Genomic DNA, 20,573 nt, shown 5'->3' on the forward strand with positions numbered 1-20,573 from the left:
AAAACGTTATGAAAAAAGGAAATAAATACGGAACGCATAGAGTAATTTCACCGAAAGGAGTATTACCACAACCGGCTGACAAACTGGATAACAATATGGACGAAATCTATGATAACGAGATTTTGATCGATGTGCAAACTCTGAATATCGATTCGGCTAGTTTTACTCAGATTGAAGAACAAGCCGGAGGGGATAAAGCTAAAATTGCCGGGATCATGCTGGGAATTGTAGAGAAACAAGGAAAACACCGTAATCCGGTGACCGGTTCCGGTGGTATGTTACTGGGAACGGTGGAAAAAATCGGAGATGCTTTAGTTGGAAAGACCGATCTGAAAGTGGGAGATAAAATCGCAACTTTGGTGTCTTTGTCGCTGACTCCGCTTCGTATCGATAAAATTAAAGAAATCCGGGCAGATGTCGACCAGGTGGATATCGATGGTAAAGCTATTTTGTTTGAAAGTGGTATTTATGCGAAGATTCCGGCAGATCTGCCGGAAAAGTTGGCTTTGTCGGCTCTCGATGTAGCCGGTGCTCCGGCTCAGACTGCTAAATTGGTGAAACCGGGAGATACGGTATTGATTATCGGTGCCGGTGGTAAATCGGGTATGTTGTGTTGCTATGAAGCAAAGAAACGTGCTGGTGTTACCGGTAAAGTAATCGGTTTGTGCCATAGCCAGAGAAGTACCGAACGGCTTCAGAAATTAGGCTTCTGTGATTATGTATTCTCGGCCGATGCAACTCAGCCGGTTCCGGTTATGGAGAAAATTGCCGAACTGACGAATGGTGAAATGTGTGATATTACGATCAATAATGTGAATATTACGGATACTGAGATGACCAGCATCTTGTGTACTAAAAATGACGGATTGGTCTATTTCTTCTCTATGGCGACCAGTTTTACGAAGGCTGCTTTGGGAGCGGAAGGTGTCGGCAGCGATGTGACTATGATCGTTGGAAATGGGTATACCAAAGGACATGCTGAGATTACACTGCAGGAACTTCGTGAAAGCGAGGCATTACGGAAGATATTTACAGAGTTGTATGCCTGAATGGTCGGGATTTTATAATCCCGACGAATTAAAAATATGTTTTTATGGCTAGCAGAAGAAAAGAGTTTTTCCCTGAAGTGACCGATGAACAATGGAACGATTGGCATTGGCAGGTGAAGAACAGGATTGAAACTTTGGATCAGCTGAAGAAATACATCCGGCTGACACCAGATGAGGAAGAGGGTATCCGTGAGTCGCTGAAGACATTACGGATGGCGATCACACCTTATTATCTGAGTCTGATCGATCCCGATAATCCTTATTGTCCGATCCGTAAACAATCGGTGCCGACCATTGAAGAATTGCATCGGTCACCGGCTGATCTGGAAGATCCCTTGCATGAAGACGGTGATTCACCCGTACCGGGACTGACCCACCGTTATCCTGACCGGGTGTTGTTCCTGATCACCGATATGTGTTCGATGTATTGCCGGCATTGTACCCGGCGCCGCTTTGCCGGACATCACGATTGTGCCACTCCATTGGAAAGAATCGATAAATGTATCGAATATATCGCTAATACCCCCCAGGTGAGAGATGTCCTCCTATCGGGAGGGGATGCCTTATTGGTCAGTGACGAACGATTGGAATATATCATCAAACGGCTGCGTGGAATCCCTCATGTCGAGATTATCCGTATCGGGTCGAGAACACCGGTGGTGTTACCCCAGCGCATTACGCCGGAATTGGTAAATATGCTTCGGAAATATCATCCGATTTGGCTGAATACTCATTTCAACCATCCGAACGAAATTACCGAAGAGTCGGCGGCTGCTTGTGCCCGGCTGGCCGATGCGGGTATACCTCTGGGAAATCAGTCTGTCCTGCTCCGCGGGATCAACGATTGTACACATGTCATGAAAAAATTGGTGCACGAGTTGGTCAAGATCCGGGTACGTCCCTATTACATCTATATCTGTGATCTTTCTGTGGGTATCGGTCATTTCCGTACCCCTGTATCGAAGGGAATCGAGATTATCGAGAACCTGCGGGGACATACTTCCGGTTATGCCGTGCCTACTTTCGTCGTGGATGCTCCCGGTGGAGGCGGAAAAATTCCGGTGATGCCGACCTATCTGATTTCTCAGGGCCCCAATCGGGTGGTGTTGCGTAATTTTGAAGGCGTGGTGACTACGTATACCGAACCGACGGATTACAGAGACGAATGCCACTGTGAAGAGTGTGAGAAGCGCCGTAAAACAGAAGGAGTGGCTGAGTTGCTGAGCGGAGAACGCTTGTCTCTCGAACCGGCGAATCTGGATCGTAAGACACGTAATCTATTGGCGAAAGGATAAATTATTTGTGATTTTGGATTTACCGTTTCATTCGATTGAAAGGATAAATCCGGAATCATAAATGAAAATGCTGAACAGATGGGTTTTGTTGATGACATATCCGATTACAGGAGTCTGGCAATTGTCGGATTGGAGAAAAATACAGGGAAAACAGAATGCCTGAATTACATCCTTCGCAGGATAAAAGATTCGGCAGATCGGTTCGCTCTGACTTCGATCGGAATTGACGGAGAAAACCGGGATCAGGTATGTCAAACCCCGAAACCCGAGATTATCGTGCCGGAAGGAATGATATTCGTTACTTCGGAGAAACATTACCGGGAGAGGAGGTTGGTGGCTGAAATCATGGAAATCGATGATCATCGGACTGCTTTGGGACGGTTGGTTATCGCCAGGGCTAAAACTTCGGGAAAAGTATTGCTTTCAGGGCCTGCGGATACTGCCGGGTTGAAAAGTCTGATCCGGCATATGAAAGATTTCGGGGTACGAACGACCTTGGTCGACGGGGCTTTGTCCCGTTTAAGCCTGGCGTCTCCCACCGTTACGGAGGCGATGGTCTTAGCGACGGGGGCTGCTGTTTCCGGGAATATTCGGGAATTGGTGAGACGTACCCGTTATGTTTGTGATTTGATCGATCTGGAAGAGGTGGACGAAGTTTTACAAGAGAGGTTGGATGCCATTCAACAAGGTGTATGGGCGGTCGGGCCGGAGGGAGAATGTATCGATCTGAAATTGCCTTCTGTGTTTATGCTGGAGAAAAGTGGAACCGATCTGCTGCAATATGGGCATCGGATCTTTATTGCCGGTGCTGTGAGTGATAAAGTATTTCAGTTTTTACGCGTACAGAAACAGACCGTAGAATTGATCGTCCGTGATTTTACCCGTGTTTTTGCCGCACCTGAGTCTTTTTATGCCTTTTTACGTAAGGGCGGAAGAGTACAGGTGCTTCATCGTAGCCGGCTTTTGGCCGTTACGATCAATCCTCAGTCTCCGGGAGGATTACTTTTGGATTCGTTGCGTTTGCAGCAAGCATTGGAAGAAAGCTTGCAAATTCCGGTGTATGATGTGAAAAAAATAGAAAAAGTCGGTAAAAACCGTTGAGGATATGATTTTAAGGGAAGCGATAAGACAAGTCAGGGGATTCCGTTATATGATCGAACAATTGGATATCTGTTCGGCTGTAGGCCGGAGGGTATTGTATGATCTGCCCTGGCTCGATTCGAAATCTCGGTTGGAGGCCGAATTTGAACGTATTCAAAAGATCATGGTACTTTTTGAACAACCTGAAAATGAATCCCGGCTGGAACGTTTGACTGGTAAGCTGATGCAGGTGAGAGATATCCGGGGGACGATCGGGCGGATGGCGATGGAGCAAGTGTTGGATGATCTTGAATTGTTCGAATTGAAAACTTTTGCTTTGTGCTCGGAAGAAATCAGGGGACTTGTCGAAGAATGGCGGATTGTTTTACTCCCGGAACTGGAGCCGGTTGTACGTTTGTTGGATCCGGAAGGGAATCGGATTCCTCATTTTTATATTTATGATACTTATTCGGCTGAGCTGGCCAGGCTGAGAGCTGAAATAAAACAAAAGAGCCTTCAAGGGGCAGAAGAACGGGAATTAGAAGCGTTGTATGTACAAAGTGTGGTTTTGGAAGACAAGGTACGCGAAGAGTTGTCTGTGCAGTTGAGACCTTATCACGACGATTTGAAACAGGCTTTGGAAGCGGTCGGATTGCTGGATGTCGTATTGGCAAAAGCCAGACAAGCAATAAGAGGACAATTGACTTTGCCGCAAATTCCGGAAGAGGGGGAAATGGTGTTCGAAGGTCTTTTCCATCCTCAGATCCGGGAGATTTTAGAACAGGAAGGAAGAGCGTTTCAGGCTGTAGATTTGAAATTGGAAAAGGGAACGACGGTGATTACCGGAGCCAATATGGCCGGAAAGACAGTGTTGTTGAAAAGTGTGCAATTGGCGCAATACCTGATGCAGTTCGGTTTTTATGTACCTGCCCGGCGGGCGGGTATGCCGCTCGTGGAACAAGTCTTGACCAGTATCGGGGATGATCAGGATGAATTGAACGGTCTCTCTTCTTATGCGGCTGAGATGTTGCGGGTGGATGAAATGATCCGGCAAGTCAGGCAGCGAAGTAAAATTTTGGTGCTGATAGACGAATTGGCCCGGACGACCAATCCCGTCGAGGGACGGGCAATTGTGAATGGGGTAGTGGATTTTTTGACTACTCACCGGGTGATGGCTATGGTTACTACCCATTATAGCGGAATAACGGCCGAATGCCGTAAATTGAGAGTGCGGGGATTTGTAGAGAATCGGATAGAAGGGAATATGACCCTGAAAAATATCAATGAGTTTATCGATTATTCACTCGAAGAAGACAGCGGAGAAGAAGTTCCCCAGGAGGCGATGCGTATTGCCTGGATGCTGGGGATCGACCGTGGAGTGTTGGAACGGGTGGAAAATTATTTGCAGGAAGAAAATCCTGATTGGAAAAAGACAGTACAGTAGAAAGAAAATATATATGAAAAGTAAATTAGGAATAGATTTTGATAAAGTCGGACATGCCCGTGAAATGGCCCGTAAGATTGCTGACCAGGTGCAGGATTTTGTGGATGGCTATACGACAGTGGCTGTCGAAAGGACATTGTGTCGTTTGCTGGGTATCGACGGAGTGGATGTTCATGCTGTCCCTCTGCCGAACATTTTGGTAGACGAGCTGAAAGAAAAGAACGTGTTGGGAGAAGGAATTTTATTCTTTCTGGGTAATGTAATGGTGGAAACCGGAATGACTCCGCAGGAAATAGCCGAACAAGTGGCTGCCGGGAAAGTAGATGTCACCCGGGTACCGGTATGTACTCCCGGCCAGCGGGAAAAAGCGTTGCAACCCTATATCGAGGCCAGTATCCGTCGGATTTCCGACAACCGGAAACGGCGTGAGAATTATATCGCAACGATCGGAGAGGGAGCAAAGCCTTATCTTTATGTCATTGTCGCTACCGGTAATATTTACGAAGACGTGGTACAGGCACAGGCGGCTGCCCGGCAAGGGGCGGATGTCATTGCTGTGATCCGTACAACGGGGCAAAGTTTGTTGGACTATGTACCCTATGGGGCTACGACAGAAGGATTCGGCGGAACTTTTGCCACCCAGGAAAATTTTCGGATTATGCGGAAAGCTTTGGATGAGGTAGGAGAAGAAGTCGGTCGTTATATTCGGCTGTGTAATTATTGTTCCGGTTTATGTATGCCGGAGATTGCTGTGATGGGAGCTTTGGAAGGGCTGGATGTGATGTTGAACGATGCGTTGTATGGGATTTTATTCCGGGATATCAATATGCAGCGGACGTTGGTCGACCAGTTTATGTCGCGGGTGATCAACGGCTTTGCCGGAGTGATAATCAACACAGGCGAAGATAACTACCTGACTACTGCCGACGCTGTCGAAGAAGCACATACTGTTTTGGCTTCCGATCTGATCAATGAACAATTGGCTTTATTGGCCGGGCTGCCGGAAGAACAAATGGGCCTGGGACATGCTTTTGAAATGGATCCCATGCTGGAAAACGGCTTTTTGTACGAATTGGCTCAGGCCCAGATGACCCGGGAAATTTTTCCGAAGGCTACTTTGAAATATATGCCTCCGACGAAATTTATGACCGGAAATATTTTCCGCGGACATATTCAGGATGCTCTTTTCAATATGATCGGAATCTGGACTTCACAAGGTATTCAACTGTTGGGAATGCCGACCGAAGCCATACATACTCCATTTATGTCGGATCGTTATCTGTCGATCGAGAATGCCCGTTATATTTTTAATAATATGAAAAATATCGGAGATGAAGTGGTCTTTAAAGAAAACGGGATTATACAAAACAGGGCGAAAGAAGTGTTGGATAAAGCTACCGTTCTCTTGGAAAAGATTGAACGGGAAGGACTTTTTACAGCCTTGGAAAAAGGAATTTTTGCCGATATCAAGCGTCCCAAAAACGGAGGAAAAGGCTTGGACGGCGTTTGTGCCAAGGGAAAGAACTATAGCAATCCTTTTGTAGAGATTATGATGAACAGATAACAAAAATCGTAAATCAAATAAAGATTATGAGCGGAGGTTTATATTCAACAGAAGGGAGAGATTTCGATCAAACCCTCGATCTGAAAAAGATAAAACCCTACGGGGATACGATGAACGACGGAAAGACACAGCTGAGTTTCACTTTACCTGTACCTGCCGGAGATGAAGCGATAGAGGCTGCTAAACAGTTGATGAAAAAAATGGGATTTGAAAATCCTCAGGTGGTGTTTCATCAGGAACTGACGAAAGGATATACTTTTTTTAATTGTTATGGAAATTGTGTACACACGGTAGATTATAGCCATATCTATGTGCCGAAAGTGGAATCGACCAAGTGGGATATGGGAGAGACCGATCAGTTTGTCCGGGAACATATCGGTCGGAAAATTGTGGTGATCGGAGCTAGTACCGGAACAGATGCCCATACGGTGGGAATCGACGCTATTATGAATATGAAAGGTTTTGCCGGACATTATGGTTTGGAGCGGTATGAAATGTTCGAAGCCTTGAATATGGGTAGCCAGGTGACCAACGAGGAATTTATCGCTAAGGCTATCGAGTTGAAAGCCGATGCTTTATTGGTTTCGCAGACCGTGACTCAGAAAGATATTCATATTAAAAATCTGACGGAACTCGTGGAGATGTTAGAAGCCGAAGGATTACGGGACAAAGTGATCCTGGCTTGTGGTGGTCCCCGGATTTCACATGAGTTGGCGAAAGAATTGGGGTACGATGCCGGCTTCGGGATGAATACCTATGCCGACGATGTCGCCTCGTTTATTGCGCAGGAATTGGATCGAAGAATGAATCATTGAAAATATACAAGCTATGGAAAAAGAACAAATCAGGGAAGTGATTGCCAGGAGAGTGGCAATGGAACTCCACGATGGAGACGTGGTGAATCTGGGTATCGGTTTGCCGACTTTAGTGCCGAATTATCTGCCTGAAGGTGTCGAGGTCATTTTACAAACGGAGAATGGATTGATCGGTATGGGGCCGACTCCTGCTCCGGGAGAAGAAGATCCGGACTTGATCAATGCCGGCGGTGGAGCGATAACGGCTCTGCCCGGAGCGGCCAGCTTCGATAGTGCTACTTCGTTCGGTATTATCCGGGGCGGACACGTAGATGTCAGTATCCTGGGGGCCTTGCAAGTAGATGAAAAAGGAGATTTAGCCAACTGGATGATACCGGGGAAAAAAACACCGGGAATGGGAGGAGCGATGGACCTGCTGATGGGAGCCGGTAAGGTGATCCTGGCCATGGAACATACGGCAAAAGGAAATCCGAAAATCCTGAAAAAATGTACTTTACCTTTGACAGCCAAGGGGCAGGTGAATATGATCGTTACAGAAATGGGAGTTATGGAGATCACACCCGGGGGAATTGTACTGAAAGAGATACATCCTGAGTTTACGGTAGAACAGGTGCAGGCAGCTACAGAAGCAACTCTGATCGTTGCCCCGGATTTAAAAAAGATGTGCTGAACGACGAAAGCGTATTGAAGGAAATCACGATGGAGGATGGATGGTGGATACCTCTAGCCCGAATCGTAAACTATAAATTAAAAAAGGTATGGATTTTTCATTATCAAAAAAAGAGATATTGTTTCAGCAGATGATCAGAGCATTTGCTGAGAAAGAAGTAAAACCGCTGGCGGCAGAAGTGGACGAAGAAGAGAGATTCCCTGTCGAAACGGTAGAAAAAATGGCGAAACTGGGGATTATGGGTATCCCTTTCCCGGTGGAATATGGCGGAGCCGGTGGTGATAACGTATTGTATTCTATGGCTGTAGAGGAATTGTCCCGGGTATGTGCAACGACCGGGGTTATTGTTTCTGCCCATACCTCTTTGTGTGCTTCTCCGATCTATGAATTCGGAAATGAAGAACAACGGAAAAAATATTTACCCAAATTATGTTCGGGAGAATGGATCGGAGCTTTTGGTCTGACCGAACCGAATGCAGGTACCGATGCCTCTGCCCAGCAGACAATGGCTGTTGCTGAAGAGGATCATTATGTGCTCAACGGGTCCAAAATATTTATTACGAATGCAGCTTATGCACACGTTTACATTGTTATGGCGATGACCGATAAGTCGCAGGGTACACGAGGAATCTCTGCTTTTATCGTTGAACGGGATTTTCCGGGATTTTCCATCGGTAAAAAAGAGAAAAAGATGGGGATCCGGGGATCCGCAACCTGTGAGTTGATTTTTGAAAATTGTATTGTGCCTAAAGGAAATATGCTGGGTAAACCGGGTGAAGGATTTAAAATTGCGATGAAGACGCTCGATGGCGGACGTATGGGAATTGCTTCACAGGCCTTGGGAATTGCTCAGGGAGCCATGGATGAGACAATAAAATATGTGAAAGAACGGAAACAGTTCGGACGCTCTATCGGACAATTTCAGAATACCCAATTTCAGTTGGCCGATTTAAATGCCAAGATCGAAGCTGCCCGTTTGTTGGTGCGGACGGCTGCCTGGAAGAAAGACAGGAAAATCCCTTACTCTGTCGATTCGGCACGGGCTAAGTTATTTGCTGCTGAAACAGCGATGGAAGTGACGACAAAAGCCGTACAGTTCCACGGAGGGTATGGATATACCCGTGAGTATCCGGTCGAACGGATGATGAGAGATGCCAAGATTACGGAGATTTATGAGGGAACCTCTGAAGTACAGCGGATGGTGATTGCTGCTGCTCTATTGAAATAATAATGTTTTCCGCATTGAACTTATAAAAAGAGAATACATGAAAATAGTAGTTTGTATAAAACAAGTACCTGATACGACAGAGATCAAACTCGATCCGGTAACAGGAACAATGATACGGGATGGTGTACCTAGCATTATGAATCCCGACGATAAAGGTGGATTGGAAATGGCTTTGGCCTTGAAAGATAAATATGGTGCGCAGGTAACCGTTATTACGATGGGACCGCCTCAGGCCGATGATATTTTGCGTGAAGCTTTTGCCATGGGAGCCGACCGGGCGATTCATTTGAGCGACCGTAAGTTTGCCGGTGCAGATACATTGGCTACGTCGAATGCTATTGCCGGTGCTTTACGGATGCTGGATTTCGACCTGGTCATTACCGGCCGGCAGGCGATCGATGGAGATACGGCGCAGGTAGGACCTCAGATTGCCGAGCATCTCGATTTGCCACAAGTGACGTATGTCGAGAATTTGGAATTCGATGGTGACAAGTTGTTTACGATCCGTAAATCTACCGAAGAAGGATATCAAACCGTACAGGTGGAATCTCCCTGTGTCGTTACTGTTCTGGCTACGGCAAACAAAGCGCGCTATATGTCTGTGCGGGGAATCGTAGAGGCATACGATCGGGAAGTGGAAATCTGGAATTTTAATAATATCAGTGTGGATGAAGCTAAATTGGGATTGAACGGTTCGCCGACGCGGGTATGGAAGTCTTTTACCAAAGGAGCTAAAGCAGCCGGAAAAGTTTTCGAAGTGGAACCGGCCGAAGCTGTAGATGTTATTATCGAAAAATTGAAAGAGAAATTTATTATTTAATACATGATTTTAGAGGAAAACCGGGAATAATCCGGTGAAATCTAAAGTTTAAAATCTGATGAAGATGGATAAATCTCAATATAAAGACGTTTATGTATTCGTAGAGCAGCGGGAAGGAGTTATTCAGAAAGTTGCCATCGAATTATTGGGGAAAGCCCGGGAGTTGGCCGATAGCCTGAATGAAAAAGTGGTAGCGATGTTGTTGGGTTATGAAGTGGAGGGTCAGGCACAGGAATTGATCGCTTATGGGGCCGATGTCGTATTGTGTGCTGACGAACGGGAGTTGGTACAATATAATACCGAGCCTTATGCTCAGGCGATTACACAGATTGTACGTGAGCGTAAACCCAGTATCGTATTGATTGGAGCGACGACGATCGGCCGGGATTTGGGCCCTCGTTTATCCGCCCGTTTAGAGACCGGGTTGACAGCCGATTGTACGGGCCTCGCTATCTCGGATGAACGGGATTTGCTGATGACCCGTCCTGCATTCGGAGGAAATCTGATGGCGACGATTATTTGTAAAGAACACCGGCCGCAAATGTCGACCGTACGTCCGGGAGTGATGCGCACGAAACCGAAAGATGAACAACGTGCCGGAACGGTAGAGAAGGTGAATATTCATTTCGATAAGTCGAAATTTAAAGTGCGGATTCTCGAGACGGTGAAAGAACAAAAGAACCGTATCGATATAACAGAAGCGAAGATTCTCGTATCCGGAGGCCGTGGTGTAGGTAATACGGAGGGATTTGAGATGCTCGGAAAATTAGCGGAAACGCTGAATGCCGAGGTTTCTTCTTCACGTGCCATGGTGGATGCCGGGGTTATGCCTCATGACCGTCAGGTTGGCCAAACCGGGAAAACCGTTCGTCCCGATCTGTATTTCGCTATGGGTATTTCCGGAGCTATTCAGCATTTGGCCGGAATGGAGGAATCGGAATTTATCGTTGCCGTGAACAAGGATAAATATGCTCCGATTTTTAACGTTGCCGACCTGGGAATTGTCGGGGATGTGAAACAGATCGTTCCGTTGCTGACCGAGAGGTTGGCAAACATCCGGAAAACTGACAAATAAAAGCCCGGACATGGAGTATCAAAAATTAATGCTGGAAAAACAAGATCGTGTTTGTCTGGTAAAGATCAATCATCCGGAGGCATTGAATGCCTTGAATACGGTGATCTTGCAGGAATTGGACCGGGCATTCGATGAAATTGCAGCCGATCCGGAAACCGATGTGGTTATTCTGACAGGCGAAGGACGTTCGTTTGTTGCGGGAGCCGATATTGCTGAAATGAGTGTGATGAAGGCCGAAGAAGGCCGGCGTTTCGGTGAGTTAGGGGCTGCTGTTTTCCGGAAAATCGAACTGATGGCTAAGCCGGTTATTGCTGCCGTGAATGGATTTGCTTTAGGAGGAGGATGTGAACTGGCGATGGCTTGTGATATCCGTATCGCCTCGGCTAAGGCGAAGTTCGGTCAGCCGGAAGTGGGACTTGGGATCACGCCGGGATTTTCCGGTACCCAGCGTTTACCGCGTTTAGTCGGATTAGGTAAAGCCAAAGAGTTGATTTATACGGCTGCGGTTATCCATGCCGAGGAAGCTTGCCGGATCGGACTGGTGAACAAAGTGGTGGAACCGGAAGAATTGATGAATGAGTGTATGGCTATGGCAAAGACTATTGCTGCTAAAGCGCCATTGGCGGTCCGTTATGCCAAAGAAGCCATCAACCGGGGAGTGGAAACGGATATGGATACCGGTATCGTCATCGAAAACGGTTTGTTCGGGTTGTGTTTCGCAACGACCGACCAGAAGGAAGGCATGGAAGCTTTTTTATGGAAACGTAAACCCGAATTTAAAGGGAATTAAAATCTTTGTAATTTAAATTTATCGATTATGAAAATATGCATTGTTGGAACAGGGACTATGGGACATGGTATTGCCCAGGTATTTGCCCAGGCCGGACATGAGGTATTGTTAAAAGGCCGTTCTGAAGCTTCTTTGGCAAAAGCTCACAAAGCTATGGATAAAAATCTTTCCAGAATGGTGGAAAAAGGTAAATTGGAAGCCGGGGTTAAAGATCAGGTATTGGCCAGGATTAAAGATACGATGAAATATGAGGATTGTGCCGATGCTGATTTGGTGATCGAGGCGATAGCTGAAGATATGGCTACCAAGCATGAGATATTCAAATTGTTGGACGGAATTTGTAAACCGGAAGCGATATTGGCAACCAATACTTCTTCGCTTTCTATAACGGAAGTGGCCGCTGTGACTAACCGTCCGGAAAAGGTGATCGGTATGCATTTCTTCAATCCTGTTCCGGCTATGAAACTGGTGGAAGTGATCAAAGGCCGGCTGACTTCGGCAGAGGTGCATGATCAGGTATTTGCTTTATCGCAGGAAATCGGGAAAGTGCCCGTCAGTGTCGAGGAAGCTCCTGGATTTATAGTCAACCGGATTCTGATCCCTCTGGTGAACGAAGGCATCGGTATATTAGCTGACGGAGTGGCGAAAAAAGAGGAAATCGATGCCGCTATGAAATTAGGGGCTAACCATCCTATGGGACCATTGGAACTGGGTGATTTGATCGGATTGGATGTTTGTCTGGCTATTATGGAAGTGTTGTACCGGGAATTCGGTGACTCCAAATACCGGCCTCATCCTTTGTTGCGGAAAATGGTTCGCGCTAACTTATTGGGACGGAAGACCGGAGTCGGGTTTTATGACTATCGGAAATAATGAGGAGAGTCTTCTTTACCGGGATACGATGTTGGGGAATATTTCCCCAACATTTTTACTTTTTCCCCACTTTCTACAAGCTGCGATTCTTAATCTGTTGTATGTAATGTATTGATAATTAGTGTATTTTGTTGATTTTGTGCTTGTGGCATCGGATTTGTTCTGTTTAAGGATAAAATCTAACTCTAAAAAATAATAGTATGAAAAAGATCGTCATTTTAGGAATCGGAGCTTCTATGTTCTTCCTGGGTAGTTGCGTAGAGAGTTCTCAGAAATATAAGTCTTTACAAGCCCGTCTGGATTCTTTGAGTACAGTACATATTATGCAGAATTCCGAAATGGAGAGTATGCTGGCCGATTTGAACGATATTTCTGCCGGAATGCAATCGTTGCGGGATGCCGAACGTTTATTGACTTTGGAAACAATTAATGAAAATAAAGACAATAGTAAATCCAAACAGCAATTGAATCAGCTGAAAAAAGACGTACAGGCTATTACCGAGGCGATCGCTTCTTATAAAGAACAGATTTCCAAACTCGAAGGTAAGAATAAAAGCCAGTCGGCCGAGTTTAAGAGATTGATTGCCGGCTTAAATGCGGAATTGGATCAACGTACACAGAAACTGAATGAAATTACTAAACAATTGGCTGAGAAGAATCAGCAATTGGCAGTGAAGACCGAGGAAGTCGCTAATCTGACCGAGAATGTGGAAGCTTTGGATAAAGCCAATAAAAGTCAGCAAATGACGATCAATGAACAGGATATGGCGATTCATCAGGGACACTATTTGATTGGAAACCGCAAAGAGCTGAAAGAAGCTGAGGTAATTTCCAGACAAGGGATTTTCTGTCCGCCGATCGTATCGTCACAAGCACAAAAAGCCGACTTTACCGATTTGGATATCCGTGAGATGAAGGTGATCCCGTTGAATAGTAAAAAAGCGAAATTACTTTCTGTCCATCCGGCTGATTCCTATACTTTGGAGACCGGTGAAGATGGTAATATGACCCTGAAAATCAATGACGAAAATAATTTCTGGAAACAAACAAAATACCTGGTTGTGATGATTGAATAAAAGCGGGAATAATTTTAACTGAGAGAGGCATACCCAAAAAGTATGTCTCTTTTCTTTTTTTTCACAACGATTATTCTTGTCGGGAGAGAAAATAATGAAAAAAAACTAGCCGAAGATCATCAGGATTTTTAAAAGTGTATCCGATGAGAAAATCGCTTTCAATTTGTCGATACTTTTGTATTTCAGTGTTTTAACACTGCTTACTGAGATGTTTATTTCCTGTGCTATTTGCTGATTGTCGAGGCCTTGAAAAGCGAGCTGCATGACTTGTTTACTACGGGGAGGAAGTTTTTCTATTTCTGCGAGAATCTGCATGGCGACGTCTGCTTCTACAATGACATTGAAGATATTGACCTCTTTCAGAGGATGGTTGTTTAGATATTTAGCTTGCAGCTTGCGGGTTCGCAGCCATTCAAGTGAAAGGTTATGAACCAGCATATACATATAATTATCGATATTCTCAATATTTTTGTTTTTTCCTTGTAATTCCCAGAGGCGTGCAAAAGCTTCCTGTACAATATCTTGGGCAGCTGTTTTATCGCCAAGGAAACGGTTGGCTGCGAAACACAAAGAGACATACAGACGGTTCACTAAGCTTTCGAACTTGGTTGCAGCTGTATTTCCCGTTTGATATGTTGTGTTTTTATCCATTTTTATAACATCCTTTTAAGGAATTGCTCTACAAATTTAAAAAAAATTATAATTCCGTTCATCCTTTTCGTTACTGAGTTAGTCTTTAATATGAATTAAGAGAGGAAAATGTAGTAAAATAGATTCAGATGAACAGAGAAAGTTTAAATATATTGTTAAAAAAAGCCTATTGTCAACAGCTTTCTGAGGAAGAGAGGGAAACTTTGAAGTTGTGGTTGGGAGAGTCGGGAGAAAATGCAGAGATGTATAAACGGTTGATGTCGGGACAGAGCTTGACGGAATATTCGGATTGGGTGACTGGATTCGACCTTTCCCGGGCGATGGAAGCTATCCGGAGTAAGGTGAAACGGAACAGGCAAAGGAGAATCCGGAAATCAGTAAGTTGGGTGGCTGCCTGTGTAATACTCTGTCTGGGCATAACTTTCGTTTTTTATTTCACTTCAATGGATTCAGAACAGGTATTGACAGAACAAATGGCTGCTCAGATACAGCCTGGCTCGGCAAAGGCGATATTGACTTTAGGGGATGGACGGCAAGTGGCTTTGGATAAAAAACCCATTGAATTGCTTGTCAATAAACAACAAATGGTGACGGGAGATAGTGCGACCTTGAATTATTCTATTGTATTGCCCGCTTCTGAGACCGAACAGATACAACGGCAGGAAGTGGCAGAATATCATACAATAGAAGTTCCTGCCGGAGGAGAATATCATCTGGTTTTGGCTGATGGTACAAAGATATGGTTGAATGCAGAAAGTTCTCTGGTATTTCCGGTTGAATTTTCCGGGAATAAGCGACAGGTTATTTTGAAAGGAGAAGCTTATTTTGAGGTGGTCCGGAATGAACATTTACCTTTTGTTGTGAGTACAGTCTCCGGGGTACAAATTTGTGTATTGGGAACACAGTTTAATGTGGAAGCTTACGATGACCGGGAAAGTGTAAAGACTACTCTGGTGGAGGGAAGTGTAGATGTACAGGCAGGGGGCGAAAAGGTACGTTTGATTCCCCATGAACAATTGCAATATCATAAAAATACTGCTGAAATGGAAGTCAGGGAGGTAAATGTACGGGAGATTATCGCCTGGAAAAACGGTTGGTTCGTCTTTGATAATACTACATTGGGGGAAATTGTAAAAACTTTGCAACGTTGGTATAACATAGAAGTAGAATTTATACGTCCTGAATTAGAACATTTGCGTTTCACCGGTGATTTAAGCAGGTATGACTCTTTTGATGCTGTTATCCGAATGTTTGAAGATACTAAAAAACTGAATATGAGTGTGATATCGAACAGGCTAATTGTCGATAGAAAATAACGCAGATTAATTTTAAATAAAAATACCTAAAGATGAGGATTGTGCTACCTTTTTCTTTTATCTATTTTTATACCGTTAAAAACGGACGTTTTTTTGGGAAAAATTTAAATTTATAAACCTACTATTTTACTTTTCTGTAAAAATTAATCCACAGTTTGGAATTTTTTCTCGTATCGTGATATTGTATTTATAATCAACTAATTACATTCTTGTAAAACACTGTAAAATTCTTGCCATTACAGAAAACTGTGCTTGACATTCTTTGGTTTTTTACTCTTCATTTTTCACTTTTTACGCTTAAAAAGTGACTTAAAAAACGTCCCAATAAAAGGGTGGCTAACTATATGTAATTCAGTGCTTAATATTAATCAAAAACAGAAAAGTATGAGAAAAACATCCTGTTTTAAACGTAGGTTTATGACTAAGGCTTTGATTCTATCGATAGTTTTAGTGATAGTATGGGGAAGTTCTTCTATCGTAGGGGCTTCTCCCAGAGTTGATAAGCAACTCGGTCAATTGATAACTTTGACCATGAAGGAAACTTCTGTAATAAATATTATTCAGGAAATTCGTAAATCAACAGATTATCGTTTTTTATTTCAGGTGGACGATTTAAAAAATATGAATAAAGAAGAATTTGTTGTTTCTCATGCGACCATAAAGGAGGTCATGGATAAGTTAGTTGATGGTACAAATCTGACATATACTTTTCGTTCTGATGCTGTAGTAGTTTTAGCTTTGAAACAACAAGCGGCTCAAATCAAATCAACTCAGAAATTTAGCTTGAAAGGGCGGGTGTTTGAAAAAACGGATTCTGGTAAAGGAATTCCTTTTGCTTCGGTTTTTCTGCCTCAGTTAGGCATAGGCACTGTAACAAAAGCAGACGGGACATTTGAGATAAAAAATCTGGATCCTGATGTTTATAAGGTGGAAATTAGTTCTTTAGGTTTTGAGACGTTACAGACAACTATTAATTTGAATAGTAAAACTCCTGCAAATTTGAAATTTGGTTTAGTGGAAGCGAATTTCCGTTTGGATGAGGTGGTGATAACTGCCACTAATAGTAAAGCCGGAGCTTCGACTTCTTCTTCTATCTCACGTTTGGCAATGGATCATATGCAGGCTTCCAGTTTGTCTGATATTATGCAACTATTACCGGGAGCAACGGTAAGTAAACCGGATTTAACTTCCGTATCGACTTTAAGCCTAAGGGGAGGGGCTTCTTTAGGAACAGCGGTGATCATGGACGGAGCTCCTATTTCAAACAATTCTAATATGCAGATGATGACAACCTCTATTGGTGGAGCTGTCCCGGCAACGAGAGGAACCTCTCCCCAAACCGGAATTGATTTAAGAACGATTACAACTGATAACATCGAGTCCGTGGAAGTGATTACGGGAGTTCCAAGTGTTGAATATGGCGATTTGACAGGTGGGGCTGTGATTGTAAATACAAAAGCCGGACGTCAGCCTTTGCAAATTAAATTCAATACAAATCCCAATGTTTATATGTTTTCCGGTACAAAGGGGTTTGGGTTAGGAGAAAAAGGAGGAAATGTGAATGTCGGGTTAGATTATGCATATAGCAACGCAGATCCTACAGAGGGATATGATTATTATCAACGAATTACTGCACGTATGATGTATTCGAATGGTTTTTTTCAAGATCGTTTACGTTCAAATACTTCATTGAATGTTATCTATGCTAAAGATAAAGGGGAACCTAACCCGGATGATGAACAGGACATGCGGACTACCAGACAACGGGATTTAGGGCTGGTTTTCAATACAAATGGGACATTAGATATAAATGCCGGTTGGCTTAAAAATATTCGTTATGCAGCTTCTGTAAATTATACGAACAGGCATTCTTATTTTCAGGATGAGGCGACTAATGCGGATTGGGGATATTCCCAGTCAATGACAGATGGAGCTGTGTTGTCCAATGTTCCCGGACGTCCAGTCTATTTGGAAGATGGTACAGAGGTTACCCGGGTTCCGGTGGGAGAAGAAAGTTTAAAGGCGTGGATGTTACCTGGTTCTTATATTTATATGTATGATGTTTATGGAAAAGAGCTGAATACATTTGCCAAACTGACTACAAATTTTGCCGGCAAGACCGGACCTATTCATCATCGGTTGATTTTAGGGGCTGATTTTAGAAATTCAGGTAATCTGGGTAAAGGAAAGGTATTTGATCCGGAAAATCCTCCTTACCGGAATTTATCTTATGACTTTGCATCTCAACGTAACAGAGCGTTTAAGGATATTCCTTTTATGAACCATCTCGGAGTGTATGCAGAGGAGAATATACAGTGGCTTATGGGGAAACATGAATTAAATATTTCTGCTGGAATACGTTGGGATAAAGTCTGCGGTTTCGGTGACGGATTTTCTCCGCGTATCAATGCTTCTGTGGATATTATACCCAGGCATCTGACTCTCCGGGGAGCCTATGGTATTACTTTAAAAGCTCCGACTTTGTTATATATGTATCCGGATAAGGCTTATTTTGATTTAGTGAATTTTAATAATGCTTCAACCAGTGCTCCTGACGGACAAAAATTTCAGGTCATTACCACGCGTGTCTTTGATGCAGAAAATAAGAATTTAGAAATGGCAAAGAACAAAAAATGTGAGTTGGGGTTGGATCTGAAATTTAATAAAATGCGTTTTTTTGTTACTGCCTATCAGGAAAAATGTGATAACGGTTATACCATTGCCAAATCGTTGAATACCTTTAAAAGTGTACCTTTTGTACAATATTCTGAAATTACTCCGCGTCCTTCTGATGAAAGCCAGATAGCTAATTTGAAAGAGATAGCCACCAATCCTTATTTATTGAGTTATACCACTCCGATGAATGCGCTTAAATATCTGGTGCGGGGGATTGATTTCGATTTCGATTTTGGACGTGTGGATGCCATTCGTACGGCTTTTAATTTGAACGGTTCGTATATGTGGAGGAAATCCGGTTCTAATAATTATATGTTCTGGAATAAAATTACAGGAACAGATTATTCTAAATATCCCCATATGGGAGTTTTTTCTCCGGATTATGAAACTGATTATAGCGAACGTTTGGCTACAAATTTGAGGGTCATCCATAATATTCCTCAAATAGGATTGGTGGTAACATTGACTGCTAATGTGATTTGGAAAGATCGCTCATGGAAATCTTATGGTAATGACTCAATTCCTATAAAATATATTTCCCGTTTAGATGGAAAATTATATGACTTTAATCCGGATGATATTGATAATGAGGAATTTATTGGAATAGACCGGAGGTCAACTGTTAATCCGACCCGGTTGATCCGGGAAGGAGTTATGCCTCCGCTTTTAACCATGAATTTGAATATAACTAAAGAAATACGTGACTTTTTGAAGGTTTCTTTCTTTGCAAATAATATGTTCAGGAGTACTCCTTTATGGGAAAGCAAGAAAAATCCGGGATCCTATACCCGAAGGAATACTACAGAGAACGTGTTCTTTTTTGGTCTGGAATTGACGGCTATTATTCGTTAACATTAAAGAGCTCATCATATGAAAAATAATATTATAATAAAAAAGATAAATATTGTATTATCTGTACTATTTCTGTATTCCTGTATTGATCAAATGCAGGATGCGGGAGATGCTAAAAAGGTGACTCCGGTACGGGGGACAGTTACCATTCAGGTAAATACCGGATTTGTTACAAAAGCTGGCGATCCTGGTTTTCCTACAGAGGGATTGAGGGCGGTGTTCAATAATTTTAGCGAGAATTTTACAAAGGAAGGAATTGTGGATGAAAGAGGAATTGTATCTATCGACAGTTTAATTCCTGGTATTTATTCTGTGAATGTTTCAGGGAAAGTAGATTATAATGGACAGGATTATTATTTGAATGGGGCTGTCAGTAATGTATCTATTTTTGAAGACATAACAGAAGAGGATGCTATAGAGAATAATAAAAAAGTTCCTTCAATAAATATACGTCCGGCTAAAGTTGGACCTTTGTGTTTCAGGGAAATCTATTATTGCGGAGTTACTCCTTATTATTTCAGGGATCAAACTTATGAGATTTACAATAACGGGGATGAGGTATTTTATCTGGACAGTCTTTGTTTTGCACAATTAGAACCTAATGTAGCGACTGCAACATTGCCTGTATGGCCGGATGAAGACGGAGTTGACAATTATGTATACGGTATTGTTGTGTGGCAGATCTCTGGTTCGGGTAAAGATTATCCTTTACAACCGGGGGAGTCGTTTCTGATTGTTCAGGAAGCCCGTGATCATCGGGTTAACAACGCCAGTTCATTCGATAATTCTATGGCAGAGTGGGAAGCCTGGTCTGGGAATGCAGGCCGGGATAATCCTGAGGTTCCGAATATTGCATATGTTTTTTGGGATAAACCCAATACCATGCAATGGTTGACTTCGGTATTCGGAGCTGCATTCTGTATTTATAAAATGGATACTCCGTTTGATCCGAATAATTGGCAAACTCAGGTGAATAAAAAACAGCGGTTTATGAAAATTGCTGCCGGAGATGTGATGGATGGTGTAGAATTGCTACCTAATATGTTCTCTTTTGATATGAAACGTATCCCTGGTTTTGTGGATGCTGGCGGAACTTCTGTGGGGGCAACTTACTGTGGCAAGAGTGTTTGCCGTAAGGTTACCGGATATCGGGAAGATGGCACTCCGCTTTATCAGGATACCAATAATTCAACAGATGACTTTGAAGTGATGGATCAACCTATGATCCGGAGGAATGGAGAGAAAGTTCCGGCCTGGAGTCCGGCATTAAACAATTAGTTTAATATTAAAGGATTATGA

Annotated in this window: 17 protein-coding genes; 16 read left to right on the forward strand and 1 reads right to left on the reverse strand. The window is 43.4% G+C overall.

Going from position 1 to position 20,573, the window contains the following annotated elements:
* Positions 1-8: 8 nt before the first annotated feature.
* From kdd to ODOSP_RS16000, 13 genes are all read left to right on the forward strand, one after another.
* Entirely contained in the window at positions 9-1,049 is a 1,041-nt protein-coding gene (gene kdd / locus ODOSP_RS15940) for an L-erythro-3,5-diaminohexanoate dehydrogenase (RefSeq protein ID WP_013613319.1), read from the forward strand.
* A 44-nt stretch (positions 1,050-1,093) separates the two neighbouring features.
* Positions 1,094-2,344 carry a lysine 2,3-aminomutase gene (gene kamA, locus ODOSP_RS15945; RefSeq protein WP_013613320.1) on the forward strand — a complete coding sequence of 417 codons (1,251 nt, stop codon included), beginning with the start codon at positions 1,094-1,096 and terminating at the stop codon, positions 2,342-2,344.
* Positions 2,345-2,422: 78 nt separating this feature from the next.
* Positions 2,423-3,445 (forward strand): lysine 5,6-aminomutase reactivase subunit KamB, encoded by a 1,023-nt coding sequence (gene kamB / locus ODOSP_RS15950; protein WP_013613321.1) that lies wholly within the window; start codon positions 2,423-2,425, stop codon positions 3,443-3,445.
* A 4-nt stretch (positions 3,446-3,449) separates the two neighbouring features.
* Positions 3,450-4,868, forward strand: a complete 1,419-nt coding sequence (kamC, locus tag ODOSP_RS15955) for a lysine 5,6-aminomutase reactivase ATPase KamC (RefSeq protein ID WP_013613322.1) — start codon at positions 3,450-3,452, stop codon at positions 4,866-4,868.
* 13 nt (positions 4,869-4,881) lie between these two features.
* The gene (kamD, locus tag ODOSP_RS15960; protein ID WP_013613323.1) at positions 4,882-6,432 is read left to right on the forward strand and encodes a lysine 5,6-aminomutase subunit alpha; all 1,551 of its coding nucleotides are present in this window, start codon (positions 4,882-4,884) and stop codon (positions 6,430-6,432) included.
* Between the two features lie 26 nt (positions 6,433-6,458).
* Entirely contained in the window at positions 6,459-7,247 is a 789-nt protein-coding gene (gene kamE, locus ODOSP_RS15965; protein WP_013613324.1) for a lysine 5,6-aminomutase subunit beta, read from the forward strand.
* 13 nt (positions 7,248-7,260) lie between these two features.
* Complete coding sequence (locus ODOSP_RS15970) at positions 7,261-7,917, forward strand: 3-oxoacid CoA-transferase subunit B (RefSeq protein ID WP_013613325.1); 657 nt, start codon at positions 7,261-7,263, stop codon at positions 7,915-7,917.
* Between the two features lie 88 nt (positions 7,918-8,005).
* Positions 8,006-9,145 (forward strand): acyl-CoA dehydrogenase, encoded by a 1,140-nt coding sequence (locus tag ODOSP_RS15975; protein ID WP_013613326.1) that lies wholly within the window; start codon positions 8,006-8,008, stop codon positions 9,143-9,145.
* Positions 9,146-9,182: 37 nt separating this feature from the next.
* Positions 9,183-9,965 carry an electron transfer flavoprotein subunit beta/FixA family protein gene (locus tag ODOSP_RS15980; RefSeq protein ID WP_013613327.1) on the forward strand — a complete coding sequence of 261 codons (783 nt, stop codon included), beginning with the start codon at positions 9,183-9,185 and terminating at the stop codon, positions 9,963-9,965.
* Between the two features lie 64 nt (positions 9,966-10,029).
* Positions 10,030-11,040, forward strand: coding sequence for an electron transfer flavoprotein subunit alpha/FixB family protein (locus tag ODOSP_RS15985; RefSeq protein ID WP_013613328.1), 1,011 nt, complete (start codon positions 10,030-10,032; stop codon positions 11,038-11,040).
* 10 nt (positions 11,041-11,050) lie between these two features.
* A complete protein-coding gene (locus ODOSP_RS15990) occupies positions 11,051-11,830 on the forward strand; it encodes a short-chain-enoyl-CoA hydratase (protein ID WP_013613329.1) in 780 nt (259 codons plus the stop codon).
* Positions 11,831-11,857: 27 nt separating this feature from the next.
* The gene (locus ODOSP_RS15995; protein WP_013613330.1) at positions 11,858-12,703 is read left to right on the forward strand and encodes a 3-hydroxybutyryl-CoA dehydrogenase; all 846 of its coding nucleotides are present in this window, start codon (positions 11,858-11,860) and stop codon (positions 12,701-12,703) included.
* Positions 12,704-12,903: 200 nt separating this feature from the next.
* Positions 12,904-13,779 carry a Cbp1 family collagen-binding glycoprotein adhesin gene (locus ODOSP_RS16000; RefSeq protein WP_013613331.1) on the forward strand — a complete coding sequence of 292 codons (876 nt, stop codon included), beginning with the start codon at positions 12,904-12,906 and terminating at the stop codon, positions 13,777-13,779.
* Between the two features lie 105 nt (positions 13,780-13,884).
* Here ODOSP_RS16000 and ODOSP_RS16005 read toward each other — a convergent pair whose 3' ends face one another.
* Positions 13,885-14,430, reverse strand: a complete 546-nt coding sequence (locus ODOSP_RS16005; protein ID WP_013613332.1) for an RNA polymerase sigma factor — start codon at positions 14,428-14,430, stop codon at positions 13,885-13,887.
* A gap of 128 nt (positions 14,431-14,558) precedes the next feature.
* Between ODOSP_RS16005 and ODOSP_RS16010 the strand changes: the two genes are divergently transcribed.
* From ODOSP_RS16010 to ODOSP_RS16020, 3 genes are all read left to right on the forward strand, one after another.
* The gene (locus ODOSP_RS16010; RefSeq protein ID WP_013613333.1) at positions 14,559-15,746 is read left to right on the forward strand and encodes a FecR family protein; all 1,188 of its coding nucleotides are present in this window, start codon (positions 14,559-14,561) and stop codon (positions 15,744-15,746) included.
* 417 nt (positions 15,747-16,163) lie between these two features.
* Entirely contained in the window at positions 16,164-19,274 is a 3,111-nt protein-coding gene (locus ODOSP_RS16015) for a TonB-dependent receptor (RefSeq protein WP_013613334.1), read from the forward strand.
* An 18-nt stretch (positions 19,275-19,292) separates the two neighbouring features.
* Positions 19,293-20,552 (forward strand): DUF4876 domain-containing protein, encoded by a 1,260-nt coding sequence (locus ODOSP_RS16020; RefSeq protein ID WP_013613335.1) that lies wholly within the window; start codon positions 19,293-19,295, stop codon positions 20,550-20,552.
* Positions 20,553-20,573 lie beyond the last annotated feature (21 nt).

Source organism: Odoribacter splanchnicus DSM 20712 (assembly GCF_000190535.1).
In the GTDB taxonomy this organism is placed as follows: Bacteria; Bacteroidota; Bacteroidia; order Bacteroidales; family Marinifilaceae; genus Odoribacter; species Odoribacter splanchnicus.

Bases quoted from the DNA above. Each gene is read 5' to 3' on its own strand.
- kdd (WP_013613319.1), top strand. From the start codon at position 9: ATGAAAAAAGGAAATAAATACGGAACGCATAGAGTAATTTCACCGAAA.
- kamA (WP_013613320.1), top strand. From the start codon at position 1,094: ATGGCTAGCAGAAGAAAAGAGTTTTTCCCTGAAGTGACCGATGAACAA.
- kamB (WP_013613321.1), top strand. From the start codon at position 2,423: ATGGGTTTTGTTGATGACATATCCGATTACAGGAGTCTGGCAATTGTC.
- kamC (WP_013613322.1), top strand. From the start codon at position 3,450: ATGATTTTAAGGGAAGCGATAAGACAAGTCAGGGGATTCCGTTATATG.
- kamD (WP_013613323.1), top strand. From the start codon at position 4,882: ATGAAAAGTAAATTAGGAATAGATTTTGATAAAGTCGGACATGCCCGT.
- kamE (WP_013613324.1), top strand. From the start codon at position 6,459: ATGAGCGGAGGTTTATATTCAACAGAAGGGAGAGATTTCGATCAAACC.
- ODOSP_RS15970 (WP_013613325.1), top strand. From the start codon at position 7,261: ATGGAAAAAGAACAAATCAGGGAAGTGATTGCCAGGAGAGTGGCAATG.
- ODOSP_RS15975 (WP_013613326.1), top strand. From the start codon at position 8,006: ATGGATTTTTCATTATCAAAAAAAGAGATATTGTTTCAGCAGATGATC.
- ODOSP_RS15980 (WP_013613327.1), top strand. From the start codon at position 9,183: ATGAAAATAGTAGTTTGTATAAAACAAGTACCTGATACGACAGAGATC.
- ODOSP_RS15985 (WP_013613328.1), top strand. From the start codon at position 10,030: ATGGATAAATCTCAATATAAAGACGTTTATGTATTCGTAGAGCAGCGG.
- ODOSP_RS15990 (WP_013613329.1), top strand. From the start codon at position 11,051: ATGGAGTATCAAAAATTAATGCTGGAAAAACAAGATCGTGTTTGTCTG.
- ODOSP_RS15995 (WP_013613330.1), top strand. From the start codon at position 11,858: ATGAAAATATGCATTGTTGGAACAGGGACTATGGGACATGGTATTGCC.
- ODOSP_RS16000 (WP_013613331.1), top strand. From the start codon at position 12,904: ATGAAAAAGATCGTCATTTTAGGAATCGGAGCTTCTATGTTCTTCCTG.
- ODOSP_RS16005 (WP_013613332.1), bottom strand. From the start codon at position 14,430: ATGGATAAAAACACAACATATCAAACGGGAAATACAGCTGCAACCAAG.
- ODOSP_RS16010 (WP_013613333.1), top strand. From the start codon at position 14,559: ATGAACAGAGAAAGTTTAAATATATTGTTAAAAAAAGCCTATTGTCAA.
- ODOSP_RS16015 (WP_013613334.1), top strand. From the start codon at position 16,164: ATGACTAAGGCTTTGATTCTATCGATAGTTTTAGTGATAGTATGGGGA.
- ODOSP_RS16020 (WP_013613335.1), top strand. From the start codon at position 19,293: ATGAAAAATAATATTATAATAAAAAAGATAAATATTGTATTATCTGTA.